Origin of the sequence: Bradyrhizobium sp. CCGB20 (assembly GCF_024199855.1) — a bacterium.
Classification (GTDB): Bacteria; Pseudomonadota; Alphaproteobacteria; order Rhizobiales; family Xanthobacteraceae; genus Bradyrhizobium.
Map to the genome: position 1 here is coordinate 4,173,397 of NZ_JANADN010000001.1, position 23,091 is coordinate 4,196,487.

The following is a 23,091-nucleotide window of genomic DNA, read 5'->3' on the forward strand; positions in this document are numbered from 1 at the left end:
TTAATTCCGCAGAGCGGAACAACTGGTAGGGAACATGGGACGACGTTCAGAGCGGTTGAGTAGGCAAGGCGCGCTCGCTGGCGATGCTGGCGAAGGTGATGTCATCCAGGTGGTCTCGCGCGCGTTCGACGTGTTGCGATGCTTCGAGGGCCACGATAGCAGGCTCGGCAATCTCGAGATTTCAAATCGCTGCGGCCTGCCGCGCTCGACGGTGTCGCGGCTCACGCACACGCTGACGCGCATGGGGCAGCTGGTCTATCTGCCGCGCGATCAGAAATATCGCATCGGCCCGAGCGCTGTGGCGATGAGCGCCTCGATGATGAAGGGCGCGCAGCTGCGCAGCATGATCCGGCAGCGGCTCCAGGAAGTCGCCGACCAGCTTCCGGGCACGGTCGGCTTCGTCGTCCCCGATCGCTTCCATCTGGTCTATCTCCAGTTTGCGCGCTCGGCTTCGGCGCTCGGCCTGCACGAGGGCACCGGCAGCCGCATCTCGATGGCCTCGACCGCCGCGGGCGCGGCCTACACGGCGGCACTCGCGCCCGAAATGGGCGATGCCTTCATCAACGACATGGAACGGGAAGCCCCCGAGGCTGCAAAGATCCTGAGGCCCCGCATCGAGGCCAACCGGCAGTCGCTGCGTGAGCGCGGCTATGTCACGGCGTGCGGAATCTGGAGCCCGCACATCAACGGGCTCGCGGTGCCGATCTGGTCGCCGCAGTACCAGACCTTCGTCGTCATCACGATCGGCCTGCTGTCGTCGATGTATGATGAGCAGCGTCTGCATGCCGAGGTCGCGCCGCTGATGCTCGCGCTCGGCCGCTCGCTCGGCAGCCTGATGGAGGGCGCGGAAGGCGACGTCTTCAACAACCGCATCCCGCGCAAACCGGTCGCAATGGCCGTGCATAATAATAACAAGCCGATCAACTCGGGGGGCGTGAATGAACTGGAAGCCGGAACTCGACGAGCTAGCCCGGCGCGAAGCCTTCGCGCAGGAGATGGGCGGCGTTGACAAGGTCAAGCGTCAGCATGACCAGGGCCGACTGACTGTTCGGGAGCGTATCGACAGACTGACCGACAAGGGCAGCTTTCACGAGATCGGTGCCGTCTCCGGCATCGGCGAGTACGATTCCAGCGGCGAGCTGCAGAAATTGACGCCGGCGAACTGCGTGTTCGGCCGTGCGCGCGTCGACGGCCGCACGGTCGTCGTGGTCGGCGACGATTTTACGGTACGCGGTGGTTCGGCTGATGCTTCCATTTCAGCAAAACCGCTGATGGCGGAGGAGATGGCGCACGATTTCCGTCTGCCCATCGTCCGCATCATCGAGGGCTCCGGCGGCGGCGGCTCGGTCAAGACCATCGAGACCAAGGGCGCGGCTAATCTGCCCGGCGGCATCGGCGGCACGCGCTGGTATCGCTTCACGACGGAGAACCTGTCGCGCGTGCCGGTGGTCGCGCTCGGCCTCGGTTCGGTCGCAGGGCTCGGTGCCGCGCGTCTTGCCGCCAGTCACTATTCCATTATGACCCGGAAGTCCGCGATGTTCGTCGCGGGGCCGCCGGTCGTGAAGGCGCTCGGGCAGGACCTCACCAAGGAGGAGCTCGGCGGCGCCGATATCCAGACCCGTGCCGGCGCGGTCGATCATGCCGTCGACACCGAGGAGGAGGCCTTTGCCTGCGCGCGGCGCTTCCTCTCTTATCTGCCGTCATCGGTCTACGAGCTACCGCCGACCTTGCCCTGCACCGACAATCCGGAGCGCGGCGAGGAAGCGCTGATGAACGCGGTGCCGCGCAACCGCAAGCAGGTCTACAAGATGCGCCCCATTGTCGAGTCGGTCGTCGACAAGGGCTCGTTCTTCGAGGTCGCCAAGAACTTCGGCAAGCCGATCATCGTCGGCCTGGCGCGGCTCGAGGGCAGGGCGGTGCTGGTGCTTGCCAGCGACAGCTTCCACTACGGCGGCTCCTGGACCGCGGATGCCTGCCAGAAGGTGGTGCGCTGGGTGGATTTCGCCGAGACCTTCCACCTGCCGGTCGTCTATCTCATGGACTGCCCGGGCTTCATGATCGGCCTCGACGCCGAGAAGGCGGCCACCATTCGCCACGGCGTTCGCGCCATGGCTGCGGTGAATCAAACGACTGTACCCTGGTGTACCGTGATCCTGCGCAACGCCTTCGGCGTTGCCGGCGTGGTGCATCAGCCCGCCGACCGGTTCTCGATCCGCTACGCCTGGCCCTCGGCCTATTGGGGCTCGCTCCCGCTCGAGGGCGGCATCGAAGCCGCCTACCGCGCCGACATCGATGCGGCCGAGGACAAGGCGGGCAAGCTGAGGGAGATCGAGGAGCGTCTCAACAAGCTGCGCTCGCCGTTCCGCTCGGCCGAAAAATTCTGGGTCGAGGAGATCATCGATCCCCGCAAGACGCGGTCGCTGCTGTGCGAGTTCGCAAGGCTCGCCGAGCCGCTGCGAAAACCGGGGCCGCCGGAGAACATGACGATCAGGCCGTAAGGCGCGGCGGCGTCATCACAGCCGCAGCACCTTGCCCGGATTCATGATGTTCTGCGGATCGAGCGCGCGCTTGATCGTTCGCATGATGTCGAGCTCGGTCCTCGACCGGTAGTGGCTGAGCTCATCGAGCTTGTCCACGCCGATGCCGTGCTCCGCCGAGATCGAGCCGCCCATGGAGGTGATGAGATCGTTCACGGCCCGCGTGATGGCCCCCGAATATTGGGTCAGCGTCTGCTGATCCATACCTTTGGGCCCCATGAACGAAAAATGCAGATTGCCGTCGCCGATGTGCCCCAAAGGATAGGGGCGAATGGTCGGGAGAATGTCGAGCACCGCCTTGAGCCCCTTGTCGATGAACTCCGGAATCCTGGAGATCGCCACCGACACGTCGTAGCTCAGTCCCGGCCCCTCGGCGCGGGAGGCCCCGGCGACGCTTTCGCGGATGTGCCACATGTTGCGCGATTGATGTCCGGTTTGCGCGATCACCGCATCGAGCACGCGGCCGGCCTCGAGCTGATCGGCGAGAAACTGCTCCATCTTCTCGGACATGCCCTCGGTACCGTCCTGGCGTGCCCGCGAGGACGACCATTCAAGCAAGAGGTACCATGGCGTGTCCGCCCTGAGCGGATCCTGGGTGCCGGGAACGTGACGCAACACCATGTCGATGGCGCTGCGGCTCATCAGCTCGCAGGAGCCGACATTGTCCCCTGACGCGGCATGCGCCTCGGACAGGATCTCCAGGGCTGCGCGTGGATCCCGGACAGCGAGCCACGCCGTGCACAAATCCTTCGGCGCCGGCCATAGCTTGAGGACGGCCTTGGTGATGATGCCGAGGGTGCCTTCCGCCCCCATGAAGAGGTGCTTGAGGTCGTAGCCCGTGTTGTCCTTCTTGAGCGCGCGCAATCCGTCCCAGACATCGCCATTGGCCAGGACGACCTCGAGCCCCAAGACGAGATTGCGGGCATTGCCATAGCGGAGCACCTGCACGCCGCCGGCATTCGTCGACAGATTGCCGCCGATCATGCAGGAGCCCTGGGCGCCAAGGCTGAGCGGCAAGAACCTGTCGTGCTGGCTGGCGGTCTCCTGAAGCGTCTGCAGAACGCAGCCGGCCTCGACCGTCATCGCGTATCCGACGGCATCGACGTCCAGCACGCGGTTCATGCGCCCGAGCGACAGCACGATGCCGGTGTGTGCGGGCCAGGGCGTCGCCCCGCCCATCAGGCCGGTGTTGCCCCCCTGCGGCACGATCGCGACGCCGTGCTCATGGCAAAGCCGGACCACTTTCGCGACTTCCTCGGTACTCCCAGGACGAACGACGGCACCCGCACCGCCAACCAGCAATCCGCGCCAGTCCGTCACGAACGGCTGCTTGCCGTGGTCGTCCTCGATGAGACCTTTTTCGCCCACGATCGTGCGCAACGCATCGCGCATCTGCGTGGTCAAGGGAGCGGTCGGGATGGTGGGCAAGGACGACGGAAAGGCAGCCGGCATTTTGTTTCCCCTGGGTACATCTTGGTGTGTACTGCGCACGCGACGTGCTCAGGGGTATTGTCCACGTTTGCGCCGTGGAGTCTAACGGCAATATGTCTCGAACCTGGGGACAGGGGACGAGCCCGTCCCGCCATTGCCGACGCGGCCCTAGTGGATGATTTGGTTCAGAAAACCTTTCGCCCGGTCGGTGCGAGGAGCCCGGAAGAACGTTTCCGGATCTGCTTCCTCCACGATGCTTCCGCGATCCATGAAGACGACCCGATCGGCGACCTCGCGGGCGAATCCCATCTCGTGCGTCACGCAGACCATCGTCATTCCATCTCGCGCCAGCTCGACCATGGTGTCCAGCACCTCCTTGACCATCTCGGGATCGAGCGCGGATGTCGGTTCGTCGAACAGCATGATCTTGGGCTGCATGCACAGCGCCCGCGCGATGGCGACGCGTTGCTGCTGACCGCCCGACAATTGTGCGGGATATTTGTCCGCCTGATCCTGAATGCGGACCTTCCGCAGCAAGCCGAGCGCGCGATCGCGCGCCTCGGCCTGCGAAATACCGCGAACCTTCATCGGAGCCAGCATGCAGTTCTCGGCGACCGTGAGGTGCGGAAACAGGTTGAAACTCTGAAACACCATTCCGACCTCACAACGCACGCTGTTGATGTCGGCGATGCGGTTGCTCAGCTCGACGCCGTCGACGACGATCCGGCCTCCGTCGTGTTTCTCGATATGGTTGATGCACCGGATCAGCGTCGACTTGCCGGAGCCCGAAGGTCCGCACAAGACGATTTTCTCGCCCTTGGCGACCTCGAGATTGACGTCGTTCAGTGCAGTGAACGCGCCGAACCGCTTCACCACGTTCTCGACGATGACGATTGCGCCGGGCTGCGTGGCGTGGCCGACAGTCTCTTGAGGCATGTTCGTCTCCAAATACGAGGCTGCAAATACGAGGCTGCATGTATCGCGACGGTCATCGTGCCGTGGCTAGGGCGTATCGTTTGCGAAGGGTGGTGACGCACTGCGAGGCCGCAGAGCTGATGACCAGATAGACCACGGCTATGGCGAGGTACATTTCGACGAGGCGGCCGTTGAGCTGCGCAAGCTTGGAAGCCGCGCCCAGCAGATCCGTCAGCGAAAGGACGTAGACGAGAGAGGTGTCCTGAAACAGGATGATCGTCTGGCTCAGGATGATCGGGCTGGCCACGCGCAAGACCTGCGGCAGGACGATATGGCGGTAGGTATGGTAGGTGGACAGCGCGAGCGCTTGGCAGGCCTCGAACTGGCCCTTGTTCACGGCCCGCAGCCCGACACGGATGATTTCGGAGTAGTAGGCGGCCTCGAACAGGCCGAAGGTGATGAAGGCCGTATAGGTGGCGCCGATCGGAATCGGGCGACCGTTGCCGCTGAGGTGCCCGAGCACGATCGGCACCAGGAAGAAGAACCAGAACAGAACGAGGATCAACGGGATCGACCGGATGATCGCGACGTAGCCGCGGATGATCTGGGCGAGCACCGGAATCTCGAAGTGCTGTACCAGCGCAAGGCAGGTTCCGAGGACCATGCCGATGGCGAATGCGGCCGCGGTGAGCGAGAGCGAGAACAGCAGGCCCGACCAGAGATAAGGCCATGATTGCGCGAGAATCGAGAAATCGAGGGTGTTCATTTCACGGCCTCCATGGCGCCGGGCAGGGCGCCGCCTTGCTGCACCTCAGTGGCCAGATCCTCGTCCGTGAGCTTGACGGGAGCGCTCCCGGGAATGCGGACTGCCTTGTCGATGAGCGTCATGGCCTGGTACGCAACCAGCGCCAGGCACAGGTAGATGATCGTCGCCGCGCCAAACGCCGAGAATGTCTGAAACGTGGCCTCGCTGATCTGGCGCGCCTGGGCGGTCAGCTCCATCAAGCCGATCGTGAGTGCGACGGAGGTGTTCTTGTAGATGCCCATCACCTCGCTGGTGAGGCTCGGCACGATGAGGCGCAAAGCCTGCGGCACGATGACGTAGCGATAGGTGAGGTAGCCGCTGAGGCCGAGAGCGCCGGCGGCCTCGATCTGCCCCCGTGGAAGCGCTTCGATCCCCGCCCGAACCTGCTCGGCTATGCGGGAGGCCGTGTAGAGCCCCAGGCAAAGGAGTGCCGGAAAGAACGAGGCCCAGGGCGGCGGGATCTGCTTGATGGCATCCCCGAGCGCGCTCGGCACCACCTCCGGGAAAACAAAATACCAGAGGAACATCTGCACCAGGACGGGGATGTTCCGGAATATCTCGACATAGAGCCGGGCCGGGATCGAATAGAAACGATTCTGGACTGTGCGCCCGACGCCAACGATGACGCCGATGCCGAAGGCTATCCACCAGCCGAAGAAGGCCAGAGCCAGGGTCCAACCGAGACCCGACAGAAGCCAGTCGATATAGCGCTGGCCGTCTGCCGCCTGTTCAAAAAGCACTCCGAACATCGCGAGCCTCCGGGTTGCAGGTGCGGACGAGGATGACCTTGCGAGACGATCAGCTCCCCTCAGTCGACGGCATCGCTGGGATGTGCGATCCGCGCCATCAGCTCGTCGGTGAGCGGGAATGCGAGGTTCTCACCCTTGGGCGGGATCGGCTTGGTGAACCATTTCGCGTAGGTCTTCTCGAACTGGCCGGATGCCATTTGCTTGGAGAGAACGTCGTCCACGAGCGCCTTTAAGCCGGCATCGCCCTTCGTGAACATCAGCCCATAAAAGATCTTCGCGTAACTTTCGGGAAGGAACAGGAGCGCGTCCGGATTCGGCGCCGCGGCTTTGAGCCCGGCAAGCAGGATATCGTCCTCCATGAAGGCGACGGCACGACCGGTGTTCAACATCAGGAAGGATTCCGCATGGTCCTTGGCCTGGACGATGTTGAGGCCGAGCTGCTCCTTGGCGTTGACGCTCTGGGCGAAACCGACCGCGTTGGAGCCTTGCGTGACGACAACCGTCTTGCCTTTCAGCTCGCCGGCGGTCTTCACGCCGCTGGTGGCCTTGACCAGCCAGCGCGGCTGGCTGACGAACGTCGCGACCGAAAACGAGACCTGTTCCTGCCGCTTCTTGTCATTTGCGGTGCCGCCGCATTCGATGTCGACGGTCCCGCTCTGGATCAGCGGAATCCGGTTCGAGGAGTTCACCGGGGTGTAGTTGACCTTGAGATTGGGCAACTTCAGCTCCTCCTTGATGCGATCGACGATCGCCGCGCAGAGATCGAGCGAGAAGCCGACGGGCTTCTGATCGGGCCCGAGATACGAGAACGGTATCGAGGCCTCGCGATGGCCGATCGTGATCGCGCCGCTGGATTTGATCTTGTCCAGCGTCGGGCTGTCGGCTGCCACGGACGGGCGTGCGCCGACCGCCACGAGCACGGGGAGAATCGCCAGGACCTGCGCTAACTGCTTCATGGTTCTTACCTTCCCATCGTTTGCCGGATTCAAGCTGCGACCGAGGGGCGTCCGAGCCCTCGCTTGCGAACGACGTCGATCAGGCGATCAATGTCGGTGGCGGTGTTGAACATGCCGAGTGAGACGCGAATGCCATCCCGTTCTGGCGACACGCGCACGCCGTTTGCCTCGAAATGGCCGAGCCAGTCTGCCGCGGGCAGGGCGATGACGTAGATGTGCGGCGCGCGGTGCTTGCGCTCGCGCGGCCCAACGAGGCGGACGCCCAGCTCGTCCAGGCGCGCGATCAGGTGATCGCCGAGATCGAAGCAGTGGTTCTGGATGTTCTGCACCCCGATCTGCTCGATCATGTCGAGCGAAGCGCCGAGCGCATGGACCGCGGGCAGATTGAAGTTGCCCAGCTCAAATCGCCTGGCGGCCGGCGAGGGCGCCATCCTGTCGGCCCGCGCGATGAGGTCATCCGGGATCTCGGCGAGGCTCGCCGCGGCCAGATACGTCGGCTCGAGCTCCGTGAGGGATTTGTCCCAGGTGAGCAGGCCGAGCCCTTGCGGAACCAGCAATCCCTTGTGGCTGCCGGAGCCGATGAAGCTTGCGCCAATCGCCTTGGCGTCAACGGGCACGACGCCGATCGCCTGCATCACGTCCACCACGAAGTAGAGCTTCCTGCTGGCGCACATCGCGCCGACGCTCTCGATGTCGAAGCGGTGACCGGCGTGGAAGGTCACGTGCGACATCGAGATCGCGCGCGTCTTGTCGTCGATGAAGGGAGCGAAGCTGTCGGCATCGACGACTTCGGTCATCGGGATGAAGCGGACCTCGACGCCTTTGCGTTGCAGATTGAGGAATGCGTAGGCGTTGTTCGGATGATCGCCGTGGATCATCAGGACATTGTCGCCGGCCCGGAGCGGCAGTGCGTTTGCCGCAATGTTCATGCTTTCCGACGTGTTCTTCGTGAAGGCAATTTCATCCGCGCCCACACCGAGAAAGCGAGCGATCTTGGCACGGGTCTGCTCGACGCGATCGAGCCAGACGCTCTTCGGACCGGCCGTCTCGAAACCCTCGCGAAGGAAGAGCTCGATCGCGGCCTTCACGGGACGCGCGAGAGGCGTTTGAAACCCGGAGTCCAGGTAGACCATCCGTTCGACGACGGGGAATTCCTTCCTCACAGCGTCCACGTCGTAGTGACGAGACATGCACATCTCCTGTTGGGCGCGCCGCCAGAGACTCGGCTCCCGGCCAAGCGGCAGAGCGGGATTTTTGAAACGGCGAGACTGCGCTGCATAATTTCTGGTCAGTCACCGGCAACGCCAAGAATATGAGCTTTCCGGATTTCGACAAACGAAATTGTCGAATTTCAATAGATTTAATTCCGAAAAATGATAATATGTGACGTTGATGTTGATTTTGCTTCCAGTTTTCGCCGGTTGAGACATGACAAAACCAGTTGAGAAGGATGGGCCGCTGGACCGGGCCTTCGCGATCGTTCGGCATGTTGCCGACCAGCGCAAAGCCGTCTCGGCGGCGGAGATCGCAAAGGCCCTCTCGCTGCCTCTTCCAACAGCCCACAGACTGATCGGAAATCTCGAAGACCGCGGACTGCTTCAGAAGGCATTGGGGACCAAGCGGTACGTCGTGGGAAACCAGCTCGTCACACTGTCCGCCTCGGTCATCGGAGCGGCATTTCGCACGGCGCGGCGGCACGCGGTGCTGCGGGCGGTCGCGGCAGAGATCGGCGAACAGTGCGAGATCGGCGTCGTGCGCGATAATTTCGTGGCCTATGTCGACAGCGTGCGCGTTTCGGAGCCGCAAGGTCTTCAGTTCAATCCGGGGGAAGCGGCGCCGCTGCACTGCACGTCGACCGGCAAGATCTATATGAGCAGGCTGCCCGAGCGGATCCGGGCGAAGCTGTGCCGCGCGCTACCCCTGACCAAATTCACGGAAACGACGATCGCCGATGTCCACGCGCTGATGAAGGTGCTCGAGGATACGCGGCAACGCGGCTGGGCCAAGACAAACGAAGAGTACGTGAAGGGAGTGGTCGGGTGCGCCGTCCCCATTCTGTCACCGGATCGAGAACTGATTGCCTGCCTGGGTGTCTCCGTGCCGGTGGCGCGCGTGAGCTTCGCCGAGCTGGACCGGTTCATCGCGCCGCTTCAAAAGGCTGCCGCCCTGCTGTCGGAGACCATTCTGCAAGTCGAAGGCGACGATGACGCGGATGCCAAATGATGGCCACCACGGGCGAGTATGTCACTGCCGCCGGTTTCTGCGGCGGCAGTGACGTTGATGCTCAACGCTTGATGCTCAACGCTTGGGGAGCGACGCCATCACCTCGCCCGCGTCTCCGTCCTCGAGGCAAGGCGTGACGGTCAACGGGAGCAGGTCAGACCATTGCGCGAGCCAGCGATACATGGCTTTTGGATCGCTCGATTCAGAGATCGCAAATCCCTGTCCGTTCATGCCATGCCAGCGACCCAACATCTTGACGCCCTCGGGCGGAGCGCCGCCGGTCTCGAGAAAGCGGGCGACGGCTGCATTGAAAGTGCCTTGAGGTACGCTCCAGGTGGTTATGAATTTCATGCGATCCTCCTATGACTAGAATTATCGGATGAATGTCGCGGCTGCGCCGCACGCACACGATAGCGCCTGCGTATCGAATAACAACGGCGAATGAACACGCGCGTCGGTTTGATCCCTGCTGCTTCCGGCGCAAGCGCTGCTATGGACGTAAGACGATTACTTGCCGTCGTTCCAGATGTCGGTGGCGAGCTTCCAGTCGTCTCCGACCTTCTCCCAGACGACGACATACTTTCCGGTCACGTCCTGCGGTGCCGGTCCCTTGGTCTTCAGGACGAACGTGCCGATCTCGCGGGCCGCGGAAGAGCCGAGCGGCTTGACATCCACCGTCGTGAGCTTCGGATCGGTCACTTGTTCAGCCATGCTTTTCCACATCACCTCGATGGCTGGTCGGCCCTTCACCATCGCGGAGCCGGGCGGGAGCGCGATCGCATCGGCGCTGTAGAGGGACGCAATCCCGGAAAAATCTCCCTTGTTGAACATCTCGATCCATTTCGCATTGGTTGCTTCAATCTCGGCCTTCTGAGCCAAGGCCGGCGCGCTCAACGCGATCACGATTGCAATCGCCGATGCCATGTTGCGCATGATCATCTCCAGACCCGAAGTACGATGTGGATGCAGGGGCAGTCGTCGTCTTGTCTCGAAGTGGATGCGTTGAATGGCCCATCCCAGACCCCGGCACGCGCAACAGCAATTCCGGGGAATTACCGTCAGCACCATTGACGAAGGTCGCTGCGGAAAAGGCTGCCGCTCGGCGTCTGTGCCATAGCCGCGGTTAACCGGATGACCGTGCCTGCTGCACGGTGATGCCGCGCAGCCCGCCAGCCGCGCCGACATCGACGCGGCCTGGGGTGCTAACGGCCACCTCCGGACGCGACGGAGGCGGCGCCGGCTAGCGCCGGCGTAAAGGTCGTATCGACCCGTCCGAAGGCTCCTTACCCCCCAATCTCTGCGATCGCGTTTAAGCGACGTTAATGATGTCTTCTCGATATGGAACATCTCACTCTGTTGCAGTCCGTGTTTGGTGATTGCCCGTAAGTGTTGATTAAGAAGGCCATATCCATATTCCAGCCTGCGATTGGCGGGCGACCGGCAGCGGTCATCCCACCGGTTGCCCCGATCAAAAGACTTTAGGAATTGCTCTCTGCCGCCACGACGGCATTCAGGATGAAGGTCATGCTCCGCCGGGTAGTGCTCCGTTTCGCAAGAGACCGGAAGGCCAACATCGCCGTCATCTTCGCCCTGATGACGGTCCCGATCGTCTTTCTCCTGGGCATGACGCTCGACTACACGCAGGCCGTCCGCAAGCGGGAGCAACTGAATGCGGCTGCCGACGCGGCCGCGATCGCAGCCGTGAGGCCGGCGATGCTGACCCAGACCGACAAGACGGTCGTCCAGGCGACCGCCGCAGCCGTCTTTGCAGCGAAGGCGAATCTTCCCGGTCTGGCGACGGTGCCGACGCCGACGATCACAGTCACGGATTCCGGACTCGCGCGAAGCATCACGGTTTCCTACACCGCGCAGTCCGTCAATAATTTCCCCAGTGTTCTCGGCAGGCAGAACTGGGATGTCGCGGGTTCTGCAACGGCGAAGGCTTCGAGCGCGCCCAACATGAACTTCTATCTGCTGCTGGACGATTCGCCGTCGATGGCGATCGCGGCGACCCAGACCAACATCGACAACATGATCGCCGCCACGAAGAATCAGCCCAGCTACGCGAAGGGTTGCGCGTTTGCCTGTCACGAAACGCGTCCGAACAACGCAGCTGCAAGCTCGACGAACAAGGACAATCTCACCATCGCGCGCGCGAACAACATCGTGCTGCGCATCGATCTCGTGACGAACGCCGTTACGCAATTGCTGAAGGGACCCTGGACGTCGTGCCCGCAGTCGGGTGTGACGGGCGGCGTCATGCAGTGCATGTCGGCGCTCAACAACACCACCTACAAGGCCGCCATCTACACCTTCGACTATGCCCTCAACACGATCCAGACGCTGACCACCCCGGACACCGCCGCCACGAAGATCGCCAACATTCAGCTCCTGACGGTCGACCACCAGAACTGCCCCATTGTCGACAGCAAGGGCAACTGTACCTACACCACCGACTACGGAACGGATATCTCGAAGGGGCTGACGGGCGTCAACGCCGTGATGCCTCTGCCGGGCACTGGCACCAATCAGGCGGGCGATACTCCGCAGGAAGTGGTCTTCCTCGTCACCGACGGCGTCGAGGACAAGCTCATCCCGAAGTCGGGCGGCACCTGCGACGCCAATGCCACCTATGCGCTTCCGACGGCCAACTCGACGACCTTGCGATGCCAGCAGCCGCTCGACACGGCGATCTGCACGACTATCAAGAACCGCGGCATTCGCATCGCGGTCCTCTACACCGAGTATCTGCCGCTGCCGACCGAAAGCTGGTACAACACCCGCATCGCGCAATTCAACAGCCCGTCCTCGTCGACCGGCACGATCGCGACGCGGCTGCAATCCTGCGCGTCGCCCGGCCTTTATGCGAGCGTGCAGACAGGTGGCGACATTTCCGCGGCGCTGACCAACCTCTTCATCAAGGTTGCGTCCAGCACGGCCAGCCTCGTGCAGTAAGGAAGGGCCATGCTCGGATCCGCCGCAACAACGAAAAGACGCCGCAACCGCTGCGCCGCGTTCGCCGGCAATGACAGCGGAGCCACCGCCGTCGAATTCGCGCTCGTCGCTGCGCCGTTCCTCGCCCTCATCATCGCGCTCATTCAGACGTTTCTGGTTTTCTTTGCCCAGCAGATGCTCGAATCCGTGGTGCGCCAGTCGGCGCGCCTCGTCTTGACGGGGCAGGTTCAGTCGGCGCAGATGAATCAGGCTACCTTCAAGCAGAAGGTCTGCGATCAGATCGTGATCCTGTTCAATTGCAACGGCCTGATGATCGACATGCAGGTCGCGACGTCCTGGTCTTCCACGAACACGGCGACGCCGACGCTGACCTTCGACAGCAAGGGCAATGTGACCAATACCTGGCAGTACAATCCGGGCGACGCCGGCGATATTGTCGTTCTCCGCGTCATGTACGTCTGGCCGGTCGTGCTCGGGCCGCTCGGCTTCAATCTCTCGAACCTTACCAATGGCAACCGGCTGCTGATGTCGTCCGCCGCGTTCCAGAACGAGCCAGGAGCTACCTGATGATCTCCGCCCTGTCGTCTCGCGCTCGGCAGATGTTGACCGATGTACGCGCTGTTGCAGCGACGGAGTTCGCCATCGTGACGCCGTTCATGCTGGTGCTCTATGTCGGCGGCGTCGAACTCGGGAACGGGCTGGCGATGAACGTCAAGGTCAGTGCGACCGCGCACAGCGTTGCCGACATGATCTCGCAGAACACGGCCGTCACGTCGACCCAGATGGACGGCATTCTCGCTGCGGCGACCGCCATCATGGCTCCGTATCCCATCATGAACGGCACCACCTCCTTGATGACGATCACAGTCTCGGAGGTCTCGACCGACAGCAGTGGCAACGCGACGGTGCAATGGAGCAAGTCGACGAAGACGTCGGGGGAGAGAACCGTCGGTGAGCAGATGACCCTGTCGTCCTTTACCGCGCCGGGCGGTACCAGCAATGCCAATATCTCGCTCATCCTGAGCGAGGTGTCCTACGACTACGCGCCCAACCTCGGCTTCACGATCGCCGGCAAGGTGAAGCTGTCCGACAGCTATTACCTGTTTCCACGCTGCTCGACGAACGGCCCGACCACGTTGTCTCCTCCCTATTACGACGTAAAATATCCGGCGGCGAAGACCTGCACCTGTGTGCAGCACTTGCAGCAGAAGACCTGTTAGCTCCGCGGAACGCGGTTGATCAAACCGGATGCTGCTAGGTTGCCGCGTCCGGCATTTGGAGAGAAATTCGCTTCAGCGAAGCTTGCAGGGATTCCTTTATGCGGCTCGCCATGGCGTCAACCGCGGAATCCAGCGCGGCACATTGGTCCGAAAGCTCTCGTACTCCGTGCCGAATGTTTGCTCGAGGGTCGGTTCTTCGTACATCACCACAAAGAGATGAAAAAAGAGCCAGAGTAGCGCGCCGTACCAGAGGAGACGCCAGTCACCAAACAAAATGGCCTGACCAAAAATGACCGCGACGACCGCGATGTAGATCGGATTTCGCACGTAGCGATAAAGGCCAGTCACTACGAGCTTTTGTGTCGGCGCGATCGGGGCGGGCGTCCCCAGCCCCTGCAGCGCAAACCGGGCAAATGAATCGACAAGCCCGGGCACTCCGACGATGATCAATATGCCGCCGAGGATGCGGGTTAGATCGACGCCGAAAAAAGCTGGCCGAAATTCCCACTCCGTGACCCACCAGGGGATGAAGCCCGCCAGCACCAACGGTGCAATGACGAAGAACAGAGCGGAGCCCAGGACAGCAATTGCTTTCGACATTGCGTGCTCCCACGACCCGACAAGAATAGCCTAGCAGATCACTTTCTGCTACGAGCATTGAACGCGGCTCCACGATTGCCGCGTTAAGAGCCCGCGTCCTAAGTCATTGATCGGCCAAGCCCCGTCTACTGTGCATGGGGTTGTTTTCGCGGCTTTTGTCTTGAGCACCCTCTCGCGGCGCGCCTTACGCGCTCTCCGTCTCGCGGTGCACGTCGTGCACCACGAGCCCCATGCCTTCGTCGGGCATCTTGATCCAGTCGCGGCGCTTCAGGGTGCGCTTGGTGTCCTCGTAGCCGCTTGTCCAGTGCTCGCGCATCGAGGTGCCCGAGAATTCGTGGTCCTTGGCGTCGCCCTCATAGGCCTTCTGCTGGTAGATCAGATGCAGGATCGCGATCTCCGGCATGCGGCGCAGGCTCGCCTTCAGCTTGCGGTCTTCCTCGGAGAGCTGCTCGTCCGGCAGCTTCGCCAGGGCCTTGTAGAGCAGGACCTTGAGGTTGTGCGTGCGGCGGTAGACGTCGGTGTTGTGGCGCGTGCGTGAGGAATACATGATGTCCTTGTGGCGGGCCATCACGTCCTGGATCGAGCGCGGCAGCACGCCGCGCGCGCTGAACAGGTCGACCTGGAACACCAGCGAATTGAGTGCGTCCTCCTGGTCGAGCAGATGCTGGAGCGGCGTGTTGGAGACGATGCCGCCGTCCCAGAAATGATCGGTGCCGATCCGCACCATCGGCAGCGCCGGGGGCAGGGCGCCGGAGGCCATGATGTGCTCCGGCTCGATCTCGTCGTGGGCGTTGTCGAAATAGATGAAGTTGCCGGAGAGCACGTTCACGGCGCCGACCGCGAAGCGGACCTTCTTCTCGTTGATGAGGTCGAAGTCGACGAGCTCCAGCAGGCTCTCCTTCAGCGGCATCGTGTCGTAATAGCTGGTCGCGGTCCGCGCGCCGACCGGGCTGAACCAGGGATTGACCTGGTGCGGCGTGAAGAAGCCCGGCTGGCCCATCGCCGACGTCATCCAGGAGCTATAGAGATTGCGCCACTGGCGGAAGACGTCACCGTCCGGCGTGTAGTGCCAGATCTTGCGGTTGGTGATGCGCTCCCAGAAGATGCGCAGCGCATCCAGCCGCTTCTCCGGCTTGTTGCCGGCGATGATGGCGGAGTTGATGGCGCCGATCGAGACGCCGCAGACCCAGTCGGGCTCGATGCCGGCCTCGTGCAGCGCCTGGTAGACGCCGGCCTGGTAGGCGCCGAGCGCGCCGCCGCCTTGCAGCACCAGCGCAACGCGGTCGCAGCGCTCGGGCCGCCAGCCCCGAATGGGCGGCTGATGGGTCTGGTAAGTCGGTTGCGACGTGCGGGCGTCCATGGCGATGCCTCCTGCCTATCCCCAAACGATTGCGTCGCGTGGTGACGGCGTGATGACAAGGTTGGCGCCGATCCATCGTCTGCATGCAGGTCAACCGCCGCGGGAATGGCGGCGGGTTCGCTGGCCTGACGGAAATCCTTCACATCGCAGTCAATGACGGCGGCTAGCAATTTGCATCAGGCCTGAAGCGAGCGTCACAGACATCACACAGGAGACCAGCGATGCGCAGGGAAGATTTGCTGAGACTTCCGTCCATGCCGGCGGCGGGGCCGAGCTATCCGGCCGGGCCCTATCGCTTCGTCAACCGCGAATTCCTCGTCATCACCTACGAGACCGATCCGGAGCTGATCCGCGCCGGCCTGCCTGAGCCGCTGGAGCCGATCGACCAGCCGATCGTGCACTACGAGTGGATCAAGATGCCGGATTCCTCCGGCTTCGGCAGCTACACCGAGTCCGGCCTCGTCATCCCCGCGCGCCTCAACGGCGAGGAGGTCAATTTCGTCTCGCAGATGTATCTGGACGATGATCCGCCGATCGCGGCGGGCCGCGAGATCTGGGGCTTCCCCAAGAAATACGCTCATCCCAAGCTCGAGATCGTCAAGGACACGCTGACGGGCACGCTGGAATATGCCGGCCAGCTCGTCGCCATGGGCACGATGGGCTACAAGCACGAGAGCATGGCCGGCAACGGCGATCTCACCCGCGCCACGCTGTCGAAGACGCAGATCAATCTGAAGATGATCCCCGGCGTCGATGGCCGGCTCGAGATCTGCCAGCTCGTCGCCATCAACCTCGTCGACATCGTGCCGAAGGGCTCCTGGATGGGTCCCGGCCGGCTGCATCTGGTGCCGCATGTGAACGCACCGGTCGCGGATTTCCCGGTTCGCCGTTGCCTCGGCGCGCATCACTATATCGCCGATCTGACGCTGCCGTTCGGCCGTGTCGTGCACGACTACGTCAAGGAGGCCGAGGCGGCGGCTTTGACCGGGCTGGCGGCGGAGTAGGCGCCATCATCAAACTGTAACAAAGCCGTAATTGAGTACCTGAGAGGTCCGGAAGGTGCCGTCAGCCGTCTTCCGGAGCGGGGCATCTGTTGACGGTTGGGGTTGGCCATGGCTGAGCCGGCGAAGCTCGTCAGCGCGATATCGGATTCCGTGCCTGCCGTTCCCGGCCTCGTCTGGGCGTTCCGCCTGCACAGTGACGGCAGCGCCGAGCCGCTGCCGATCGACCGGCCGGTCGAGTTCAGCCATGACGGCCGGCTCTGGCTGCATTTCAACCTGACCGATGCGCGCGTGCGGCCGTGGATCGCGGAATCGAGCCTGCCACCGCTTGCGCGCGACCTCCTGTTGTCGAACGACACGTTCCAGCAGCTTCACGTCATCGACCACTGCGTCTACGGCGTCTTCTCCGATCTCGTGCGCGATATCGACAGCGCAACGGAGGAGACCGCGTTCCTGCGCTTCGCCATGACCGAGCATCTTCTCGTCAGCGGCCGCCATCAGGCGCTGTGCTCGGCGGATGCGACGCGCCGGGTGCTCGAAGGCGGCTATCGCGTCGACAACGTCGCCCATCTCCTGGAAAAGATCGTCGACGAGGTCGCCGACACGCTGGACCGGATGGCGGACAGGCTCGGCCAGGAGATCGACGACATCGAGGAACGGATTTTGGCCGACGACGCCAAGCCGGAGATGCGTCGCAATCTCGGCCGGCTGCGCCGGACCTGCGTCAGGCTGCATCGCCAGCTCACCGGCCTGCGCGTGCTGTTCCACCGCCTCGATCAGAAGAACACCGATCATCTCTCGCCGGCCTTGCGCATCCACGCCGGCAAGCTGGCGCAGCGGCTGGACGGGCTCGATCACGACATCGTCGAGCTCCGCGAACGCAGCCGCCTGCTCGAGGATGAGCTGCGCTTCAAGAACGAGGAGGAGAGCAACCGTCACCTCCACACGCTCTCCATCGTGACCTCGCTGTTGCTGCCGCCGACCCTGATCACCGGCATCTTCGGCATGAACACCAAGGGCTTGCCGCTGACCGATGTCGAGAGCGGATTTCTCTGGGCGGCGCTCTTGATGGCCTCGTCGGTCGCCGCGGCCTATCTGTTCATGCGGCGCACGGGCATCTTCAAATAGCATGCGTCGATCGTGAGTTGGAGTATCCATAAATCTCTGGCGATCGCGATTGCGCTCGCCTCGGCAACGACGAGCACGCGTGCGCTCGCCGGCGCCAAGGACGAGAGCGCGGCCGAATGGCTGTTTCCGAAATGGTTCAACGAGTGGCATGACGGCCTCGCCAACAAGGGCCTGAACTTCGGCGCGACCTATATCGCGGACAACATCGCCAACGTCTCCGGCGGCGTGAAGCGCGGCGCCATCCATTTCGGCCGGCTCGATCTGTCGGTCGATGCCGATCTCGACAAGCTGGTCGGCTGGACCGGCGGCCGCTTCTACGCCAATGCGTTCGTGATCTACGGCCAGGGGCTGTCCCGCAACTACGTGATGAATCTCGCGACCATCAGCGAGATCGAGGCACTGCCGGACCAGCGGCTCTACAACGCCTATTTCGAGCAGAGCTTCTTCAATGATCGCTTGAACATCCGGGCCGGCCAGCAGGCCGCCGATGTCGAGTTCTTCGACAGCCAGACCGACGACCTCTTCATCAACGGCACGTTCGGCTGGCCCGCCATCAAGGCGAGCAATCTTCCGGCCGGCGGTCCGGCGCCGCCGATCGCAGTGCCCGGCATCCGCATCAGGGCCGCGCTGACCGACAACATCACCGCGTTCGGCGCGGTTTTCAACGGCGATCCGTCGGGGCCGGGCGATCAGGACCCGCAGCTGCGCGACCATCATGGCCTTGCCTTCCGCGTCAACGATCCGCCGTGGCTGATCGGGCAGGTCCGCTTCAACTACGACATCGATTTCTGGGGACGTCCGCTCGCCGGCAATTTCACGCCGGGCGCCTGGAAGCACTATGGCTCGTTCGACAGCCAGCGTTTCACGGCCGAGGGCATGTCGATCGCCGATCCCGGCGGAAGCGGCATTCCCGCCAAGCTGCGCGGCAATTACGGCATCTTCGCCGTGATCGAGCAGGTGCTGTATCGCCCGCCGGAGGTCAAGGACAACTCGACCTCGGCCTCACTCCCTGGCGTCACCGCCTTCGGCCGCATCGCCTACAGCCCGCCGGATCGCAACCTGATCGACCTCTATCTCGACGGCGGTATCGGCTTCGTCGGCTTCACGCCGGGGAGGCCGCTCGACCGCTTCGGCGTGGCGATGGCCTATATGCGGATATCGAACACCGCGCGCGATCTCGACGTCGACACGCAGGCCTTCACCGGCATCCAGAGCCCGGTGCGCAGCAACGAGACGCTGATCGAGATGATCTACGAGGCGCACATCAAGCCGGGCTGGCTGATCGCGCCTTACTTCCAGTACGTGTTCAGGCCTTCGGGCGGCATCCCGAATCCGAACGATCCGGCCGGCGTGTCGCGGATCGGTGACGCCGCGGTGTTCGGCGTCACCACCACGATCAGGTACTAGGCCATCGCAGGTTTCGGTTGCGGCTTCGGCTGCCGCGACAGCGCCAGCACGATCAGCGAGGCGAACACGCAGAGCGCGCCGGCGATGAAGAACGCGGGCAGATAGCTCTGATAGACCGTCCGCGAGAAACCGGCGCCGAACGCGGCGGTACCGGCGCCGAGCTGGTGGCCGGCAAAGATCCAGCCGAACACCAGATTGGCGCGTTCGGGCCCGAACTTCTGCGCGGTCAGGCGCACCGTCGGCGGCACCGTGGCGATCCAGTCGAGCCCGTAGAACATCGCGAAGATTGACAGGCCGTAGAACGAGAAATCGCTGAAGGGCAGGAAGATCAGCGAGAGCCCACGCAGGCCGTAGTACCAGAACAGGAGGTAGCGGTTGTCGTAGCGATCCGACAGCCAGCCCGACATGATGGTGCCGAAGAAATCGAAGATGCCCATCGCGGCGAGCAGGCTCGCGGCCTGCACCTGCGGGATGCCGAAATCGAGGCACATCGGGATCAGGTGAACCTGGACAAGCCCGTTGGTGGAGGCGCCGCAGACGAAGAAGGTCGCGAACAGGATCCAGAACGCGCGCGACTTCGAGGCGTCGCGCAGCGTGCCGAGCGCAACGCCGGTGATCGAGCCGTGACTGACCGGAGGGGCGGGCAAGGGGGCGGTGCCTTCGTCGCCGAACGGGCGCAACCCGACATCGCTCGGCCGGTCACGCATCGCGAGCAGCACGGCGAGTGCGGAAACACACAGCGCGATGCAGACGAAGCCGAGCGCGAGCCGCCAGCCGTAACGTTCGGTGAGGCTTGCGAGCAGCGGCAGGAACACGAGCTGGCCGGTGGCGACGCTCGCCGTCATGATGCCGACGACGAGGCCGCGCCGCGCCGCGAACCAGCGCGTCGCAATGGTCGCGCCCAGCACCAGCGCCGTCATGCCGGTCCCGATGCCGATCACCACGCCCCACAGCGCGACGAGCTGCCAGACCTGCGTCATGCCGAGCGAGGCGACCAGCGCCGAGACGACGATGAGCTGCGCAGTAAGCGTCACGTTGCGCAGGCCGTAGCGGTTCAGGAGCGCAGCCGCGAACGGCGCCATCAGCCCGAACAGGATGAAGCGGATCGACAGCGCGGAGGAGATCTCCGCCGTGCTCCAGCCGAACTCCTGCTGGAGCGGAACGATGAACACGCCGGGGGCGCCGACCGTGCCGGCGCTGATCAGCGCGGTGAGGAAGGTCACGCCGACCATCACCCAGCCGTAGTGGATATTGCGGCGGGAGAGCGCTGCCGCGAGCCAGTTCGAGATCATTGGGCCTCAATCTTAGATAGGCAGATCGCAAGAGACCTGCGCGAGTTTGCACAATGGCACGGGACGTGTCTGTCGGAAATGACAGAGTTCCCTCATTTCCGGACTTTCGTGTCAGCGCGCGATGCGCTCCACCGCGATCGCCGTGGCTTCGCCGCCGCCGATGCAGAGCGCCGCGACGCCGCGCTTGAGGTTGTTGGCTTCGAGCGCATGCAGCAGCGTCACGATCAGCCGCGCGCCGGTGGCGCCGATGGGGTGGCCGAGCGCACAGGCGCCGCCGTTGATGTTGAGTTTTTCGCGGGGAATGCCGAGGTCACGCTGCGCCGCCATGGCGACGACCGCAAACGCTTCGTTGATCTCGAACAGGTCGACATCGCTCGCGCTCCAGCCGACTTTGTCGAGCAGCTTGCGGATGGCCGGGATCGGCGCCGTGGTGAACCATTGCGGCTCCTGGCTGTGGGTGGCGTGGCCCTTGATCTCGGCGATCGCGGGTAGCCCATTGCGATCGGCGAGCGAACGCTTGGTCAGCACCAGCGCGGCGGCGCCGTCGGCGTTCGCGGAGGACGCGGCCGGCGTGATGGTGCCGTTGGCGCGGAATGCCGGCTTCAGCCCGGGGATTTTTGCGGGATCGACCTTCAGCGGATGCTCGTCATTGGCGATGATGCGCGGGCCCGCTTTCTCGGTCAGCGTGATCGGCGCGATTTCGGCCTTGAACGCGCCGCCCTCGACGGCCTTGCGCGCACGGCTCAGCGTCTCCATCGCATAGGCGTCCTGATCCTTGCGGGTGAACTGATAGGCTTCCGCGGTGGCTTCGCCGAAATCGCCCATGGAGCGGCCGGTCTCGTAGGCGTCCTCGAGGCCGTCCATCATCATGTGGTCGATGATGCGGTCATGGCCGGCGCGATAGCCGCCGCGCGCCTTCGCGAGCAGATAGGGCGCGTTGCTCATGCTCTCCATGCCGCCGGAGACGACGATCTCGGCCGAGCCGGCGCGAATGATGTCGTGCGCCAGCATGGTTGCCTTCATGCCGGAGCCGCAGACCTTGTTGACGGTGGTCGCACCGGTAGCATCGGGCAGACCCGCCGCGCGCGCGGCCTGCCGCGCCGGCGCCTGGCCCTGTCCGGCCGGCAGCACGCAGCCCATGAACACCTCGTCCACCTTTTCGGGCGCGATCTTGGCGCGCTCCAGCGCCGCGCCGATCACGTGGGATCCGAGCTTGTGCGCGGGGAGCGGCGACAACTCGCCCATGAAGCGGCCGAGCGGGGTGCGGGCGGCGGAGACGATGACGACGGGATCGGCGGCTTCGGCCATGACAAGAACTCCCTGCGATGATCTGTAAGATTATGATCATCATATGATGCGGCGCAAAAAATGCAACCGCGCCCGGCATGAGAAAATGTCGTGGTTCGGATGAGATTTGCTCGTTCGATCGGAGGCGGGTGTGAACTGAGGCTGTGACCGCGATGGTCGCCCCGCGCGAAGCTGTCATCGCCCGACTTGATCGGGCGATCCAGTATTCCAGAGGCGGTTGTTGGGTACGGAGAGGCCGCGGCGTACTGGATACCCCGGTCAAGCCGGGGCATGACACTGTCTTTGGAGCGCCTACCGCTTCCTGTTCACAAACGCGCCCATCAGCCGCGTCGGCTCGTCGGTCAAAAACGACTCGCCGAACACCTTGACGCTGAGGTTGACCGACTCCGTCAACGGCAGTTCCTCCCACTGCCGCAGCAGCGCCTTCTGCGACCGCAGCGCCTCGGGACCGCATTCGAGCAGGGCGTTCACGAGATGCTCGACCGCCGCATCCAGTCCGCCGTCCGGCGCGACCTTGTCGACCAGTCCCCAGGCCAACGCCGTCGGCGCGTCGATGTTCTCGGCCGTCATCACCAGCCAGCGCGCGCGGGCCCAGCCGATCAGGCGCGGCAGCAGCGCGGCATGGATCACCGAGGGGATGCCGACGCGAACCTCGGGCATGCCGAAATGCGCGTCATGCGCGGCGACGCGGAAATCGCAGGCGGCCGCCACTTCGAGCCCGCCGCCGAGGCACCAGCCCGGCATGCGCGCGATCACGGGGGCGGGGAACTGGCGCACGGCCTCGCAGAGATCGCGCAGGCGACTGATGAAGGCCTCCGCTGACTTCTGGTCGAGCTTCGCCATCTCCTTGATGTCGGCGCCGCCGATCATGCTCTTTTCGCTCTGGCCGCGCAGCACCACGATGCGGATGCTGCGGTCGGAGGCGAGCTGCTGCAGTCCCTCGCGCACCGCATCGGTCACGGGCGAGCCCAGAATGTTCAGCGAGCCGGCATTGCAGATCGCGACATGAACGACGCCGCGCGCATCGCGCTCCACGCCGCAGTGATTGTTGAGCATTTCCATCGTGGCATCTCGAAGGTTTCGTGGACAGGCGCGAGGCGCGCCGGTCGGCATCACTTCCGGGCCGAAACGCATTGCTTGTCAAGCGGGCGAGGGAGGCAGAGTTGCCAGCACGAAGTCCGCAGCATAGTATGACGTACATCAT

The 23,091-nt window shown here is 63.6% G+C and carries 22 protein-coding genes; 9 read left to right on the forward strand and 13 right to left on the reverse strand.

Going from position 1 to position 23,091, the window contains the following annotated elements; translation table 11 throughout:
- Positions 1-34 precede the first annotated feature (34 nt).
- Both NLM15_RS19075 and NLM15_RS19080 read left to right on the forward strand, forming a co-directional pair.
- The gene (locus NLM15_RS19075; RefSeq protein WP_254118599.1) at positions 35-1,009 is read left to right on the forward strand and encodes an IclR family transcriptional regulator; all 975 of its coding nucleotides are present in this window, start codon (positions 35-37) and stop codon (positions 1,007-1,009) included.
- Positions 939-2,498 carry an acyl-CoA carboxylase subunit beta gene (locus NLM15_RS19080; RefSeq protein WP_254118600.1) on the forward strand — a complete coding sequence of 520 codons (1,560 nt, stop codon included), beginning with the start codon at positions 939-941 and terminating at the stop codon, positions 2,496-2,498. The genes NLM15_RS19075 and NLM15_RS19080 overlap by 71 nt, the downstream gene beginning before the upstream one ends.
- A 15-nt stretch (positions 2,499-2,513) precedes the next feature.
- On the opposite strand, the gene NLM15_RS19085 is transcribed toward NLM15_RS19080, so the two are convergent.
- From NLM15_RS19085 to NLM15_RS19110, 6 genes are all read right to left on the reverse strand, one after another.
- Positions 2,514-3,989 carry an FAD-binding oxidoreductase gene (locus NLM15_RS19085; RefSeq protein ID WP_254118601.1) on the reverse strand — a complete coding sequence of 492 codons (1,476 nt, stop codon included), beginning with the start codon at positions 3,987-3,989 and terminating at the stop codon, positions 2,514-2,516.
- A 147-nt stretch (positions 3,990-4,136) separates the two neighbouring features.
- Positions 4,137-4,904, reverse strand: a complete 768-nt coding sequence (locus NLM15_RS19090; RefSeq protein ID WP_256565463.1) for an amino acid ABC transporter ATP-binding protein — start codon at positions 4,902-4,904, stop codon at positions 4,137-4,139.
- 52 nt (positions 4,905-4,956) lie between these two features.
- Positions 4,957-5,649, reverse strand: coding sequence for an amino acid ABC transporter permease (locus NLM15_RS19095; protein ID WP_254118602.1), 693 nt, complete (start codon positions 5,647-5,649; stop codon positions 4,957-4,959).
- Complete coding sequence (locus NLM15_RS19100) at positions 5,646-6,437, reverse strand: amino acid ABC transporter permease (RefSeq protein WP_254118603.1); 792 nt, start codon at positions 6,435-6,437, stop codon at positions 5,646-5,648. Before NLM15_RS19100 ends, NLM15_RS19095 begins: the two co-directional genes overlap by 4 nt.
- Positions 6,438-6,496: 59 nt before the next feature.
- Positions 6,497-7,393: an amino acid ABC transporter substrate-binding protein gene (locus tag NLM15_RS19105; RefSeq protein WP_254118604.1), complete on the reverse strand. Its 897-nt coding sequence runs from the start codon at positions 7,391-7,393 to the stop codon at positions 6,497-6,499.
- 29 nt (positions 7,394-7,422) lie between these two features.
- Positions 7,423-8,583: an aminotransferase class V-fold PLP-dependent enzyme gene (locus NLM15_RS19110; RefSeq protein ID WP_254118605.1), complete on the reverse strand. Its 1,161-nt coding sequence runs from the start codon at positions 8,581-8,583 to the stop codon at positions 7,423-7,425.
- Between the two features lie 238 nt (positions 8,584-8,821).
- On the opposite strand from NLM15_RS19110, the gene NLM15_RS19115 reads away from it, so the two are divergent.
- On the forward strand, positions 8,822-9,616 hold the full coding sequence (locus NLM15_RS19115) for an IclR family transcriptional regulator (protein WP_254118606.1): 795 nt from the start codon (positions 8,822-8,824) through the stop codon (positions 9,614-9,616).
- Positions 9,617-9,691: 75 nt separating this feature from the next.
- Here NLM15_RS19115 and NLM15_RS19120 read toward each other — a convergent pair whose 3' ends face one another.
- Both NLM15_RS19120 and NLM15_RS19125 read right to left on the reverse strand, forming a co-directional pair.
- Entirely contained in the window at positions 9,692-9,967 is a 276-nt protein-coding gene (locus tag NLM15_RS19120) for a DUF3303 domain-containing protein (protein WP_018319867.1), read from the reverse strand.
- Between the two features lie 156 nt (positions 9,968-10,123).
- Positions 10,124-10,801, reverse strand: a complete 678-nt coding sequence (locus tag NLM15_RS19125) for a DUF4440 domain-containing protein (protein ID WP_254118607.1) — start codon at positions 10,799-10,801, stop codon at positions 10,124-10,126.
- Between the two features lie 339 nt (positions 10,802-11,140).
- Between NLM15_RS19125 and NLM15_RS19130 the strand changes: the two genes are divergently transcribed.
- From NLM15_RS19130 to NLM15_RS19140, 3 genes are read left to right on the forward strand one after another with little or no spacing between them, the layout of a single operon-like run.
- The gene (locus NLM15_RS19130; protein WP_254118608.1) at positions 11,141-12,571 is read left to right on the forward strand and encodes a TadE/TadG family type IV pilus assembly protein; all 1,431 of its coding nucleotides are present in this window, start codon (positions 11,141-11,143) and stop codon (positions 12,569-12,571) included.
- 9 nt (positions 12,572-12,580) lie between these two features.
- Positions 12,581-13,138 carry a TadE/TadG family type IV pilus assembly protein gene (locus NLM15_RS19135; protein ID WP_254118609.1) on the forward strand — a complete coding sequence of 186 codons (558 nt, stop codon included), beginning with the start codon at positions 12,581-12,583 and terminating at the stop codon, positions 13,136-13,138.
- Positions 13,138-13,791 carry a TadE/TadG family type IV pilus assembly protein gene (locus NLM15_RS19140; RefSeq protein ID WP_254118610.1) on the forward strand — a complete coding sequence of 218 codons (654 nt, stop codon included), beginning with the start codon at positions 13,138-13,140 and terminating at the stop codon, positions 13,789-13,791. The genes NLM15_RS19135 and NLM15_RS19140 overlap by 1 nt, the downstream gene beginning before the upstream one ends.
- A gap of 96 nt (positions 13,792-13,887) precedes the next feature.
- On the opposite strand, the gene NLM15_RS19145 is transcribed toward NLM15_RS19140, so the two are convergent.
- Together NLM15_RS19145 and NLM15_RS19150 are read right to left on the reverse strand one after the other, a co-directional pair.
- A complete protein-coding gene (locus tag NLM15_RS19145) occupies positions 13,888-14,391 on the reverse strand; it encodes an isoprenylcysteine carboxylmethyltransferase family protein (protein WP_254118611.1) in 504 nt (167 codons plus the stop codon).
- Between the two features lie 184 nt (positions 14,392-14,575).
- On the reverse strand, positions 14,576-15,751 hold the full coding sequence (locus tag NLM15_RS19150) for a patatin-like phospholipase family protein (protein WP_254118612.1): 1,176 nt from the start codon (positions 15,749-15,751) through the stop codon (positions 14,576-14,578).
- A gap of 221 nt (positions 15,752-15,972) precedes the next feature.
- Between NLM15_RS19150 and NLM15_RS19155 the strand changes: the two genes are divergently transcribed.
- The 3 genes from NLM15_RS19155 to NLM15_RS19165 all read left to right on the forward strand — a co-directional run bounded on the left by NLM15_RS19155 (position 15,973) and on the right by NLM15_RS19165 (position 19,287).
- On the forward strand, positions 15,973-16,755 hold the full coding sequence (locus NLM15_RS19155; RefSeq protein WP_254118613.1) for an acetoacetate decarboxylase: 783 nt from the start codon (positions 15,973-15,975) through the stop codon (positions 16,753-16,755).
- Positions 16,756-16,863: 108 nt separating this feature from the next.
- Positions 16,864-17,880, forward strand: coding sequence for a transporter (locus NLM15_RS19160; protein WP_254118614.1), 1,017 nt, complete (start codon positions 16,864-16,866; stop codon positions 17,878-17,880).
- Positions 17,881-17,892: 12 nt separating this feature from the next.
- Positions 17,893-19,287: a carbohydrate porin gene (locus NLM15_RS19165; protein WP_254118615.1), complete on the forward strand. Its 1,395-nt coding sequence runs from the start codon at positions 17,893-17,895 to the stop codon at positions 19,285-19,287.
- On the opposite strand, the gene NLM15_RS19170 is transcribed toward NLM15_RS19165, so the two are convergent.
- From NLM15_RS19170 to NLM15_RS19180, 3 genes are all read right to left on the reverse strand, one after another.
- Positions 19,284-20,579 carry an MFS transporter gene (locus NLM15_RS19170; protein WP_254118616.1) on the reverse strand — a complete coding sequence of 432 codons (1,296 nt, stop codon included), beginning with the start codon at positions 20,577-20,579 and terminating at the stop codon, positions 19,284-19,286. The genes NLM15_RS19165 and NLM15_RS19170 overlap by 4 nt on opposite strands.
- A gap of 111 nt (positions 20,580-20,690) precedes the next feature.
- Positions 20,691-21,887, reverse strand: coding sequence for an acetyl-CoA C-acyltransferase (locus NLM15_RS19175; protein ID WP_254118617.1), 1,197 nt, complete (start codon positions 21,885-21,887; stop codon positions 20,691-20,693).
- Between the two features lie 291 nt (positions 21,888-22,178).
- Complete coding sequence (locus NLM15_RS19180) at positions 22,179-22,949, reverse strand: enoyl-CoA hydratase (RefSeq protein ID WP_254118618.1); 771 nt, start codon at positions 22,947-22,949, stop codon at positions 22,179-22,181.
- Positions 22,950-23,091 lie beyond the last annotated feature (142 nt).

Coding starts and splice junctions, on each gene's coding strand:
- NLM15_RS19120 (WP_018319867.1), bottom strand. CDS start 9,967: ATGAAATTCATAACCACCTGGAGCGTACCTCAAGGCACTTTCAATGCA.
- NLM15_RS19100 (WP_254118603.1), bottom strand. CDS start 6,437: ATGTTCGGAGTGCTTTTTGAACAGGCGGCAGACGGCCAGCGCTATATC.
- NLM15_RS19115 (WP_254118606.1), top strand. CDS start 8,822: ATGACAAAACCAGTTGAGAAGGATGGGCCGCTGGACCGGGCCTTCGCG.
- NLM15_RS19150 (WP_254118612.1), bottom strand. CDS start 15,751: ATGGACGCCCGCACGTCGCAACCGACTTACCAGACCCATCAGCCGCCC.
- NLM15_RS19160 (WP_254118614.1), top strand. CDS start 16,864: ATGGCTGAGCCGGCGAAGCTCGTCAGCGCGATATCGGATTCCGTGCCT.
- NLM15_RS19090 (WP_256565463.1), bottom strand. CDS start 4,904: ATGCCTCAAGAGACTGTCGGCCACGCCACGCAGCCCGGCGCAATCGTC.
- NLM15_RS19170 (WP_254118616.1), bottom strand. CDS start 20,579: ATGATCTCGAACTGGCTCGCGGCAGCGCTCTCCCGCCGCAATATCCAC.
- NLM15_RS19095 (WP_254118602.1), bottom strand. CDS start 5,649: ATGAACACCCTCGATTTCTCGATTCTCGCGCAATCATGGCCTTATCTC.
- NLM15_RS19105 (WP_254118604.1), bottom strand. CDS start 7,393: ATGAAGCAGTTAGCGCAGGTCCTGGCGATTCTCCCCGTGCTCGTGGCG.
- NLM15_RS19110 (WP_254118605.1), bottom strand. CDS start 8,583: ATGTCTCGTCACTACGACGTGGACGCTGTGAGGAAGGAATTCCCCGTC.
- NLM15_RS19155 (WP_254118613.1), top strand. CDS start 15,973: ATGCGCAGGGAAGATTTGCTGAGACTTCCGTCCATGCCGGCGGCGGGG.
- NLM15_RS19140 (WP_254118610.1), top strand. CDS start 13,138: ATGATCTCCGCCCTGTCGTCTCGCGCTCGGCAGATGTTGACCGATGTA.
- NLM15_RS19075 (WP_254118599.1), top strand. CDS start 35: ATGGGACGACGTTCAGAGCGGTTGAGTAGGCAAGGCGCGCTCGCTGGC.
- NLM15_RS19085 (WP_254118601.1), bottom strand. CDS start 3,989: ATGCCGGCTGCCTTTCCGTCGTCCTTGCCCACCATCCCGACCGCTCCC.
- NLM15_RS19135 (WP_254118609.1), top strand. CDS start 12,581: ATGCTCGGATCCGCCGCAACAACGAAAAGACGCCGCAACCGCTGCGCC.
- NLM15_RS19080 (WP_254118600.1), top strand. CDS start 939: ATGAACTGGAAGCCGGAACTCGACGAGCTAGCCCGGCGCGAAGCCTTC.
- NLM15_RS19180 (WP_254118618.1), bottom strand. CDS start 22,949: ATGGAAATGCTCAACAATCACTGCGGCGTGGAGCGCGATGCGCGCGGC.
- NLM15_RS19145 (WP_254118611.1), bottom strand. CDS start 14,391: ATGTCGAAAGCAATTGCTGTCCTGGGCTCCGCTCTGTTCTTCGTCATT.
- NLM15_RS19175 (WP_254118617.1), bottom strand. CDS start 21,887: ATGGCCGAAGCCGCCGATCCCGTCGTCATCGTCTCCGCCGCCCGCACC.
- NLM15_RS19125 (WP_254118607.1), bottom strand. CDS start 10,801: ATGTCGGCGCGGCTGGCGGGCTGCGCGGCATCACCGTGCAGCAGGCAC.
- NLM15_RS19130 (WP_254118608.1), top strand. CDS start 11,141: ATGCTCCGCCGGGTAGTGCTCCGTTTCGCAAGAGACCGGAAGGCCAAC.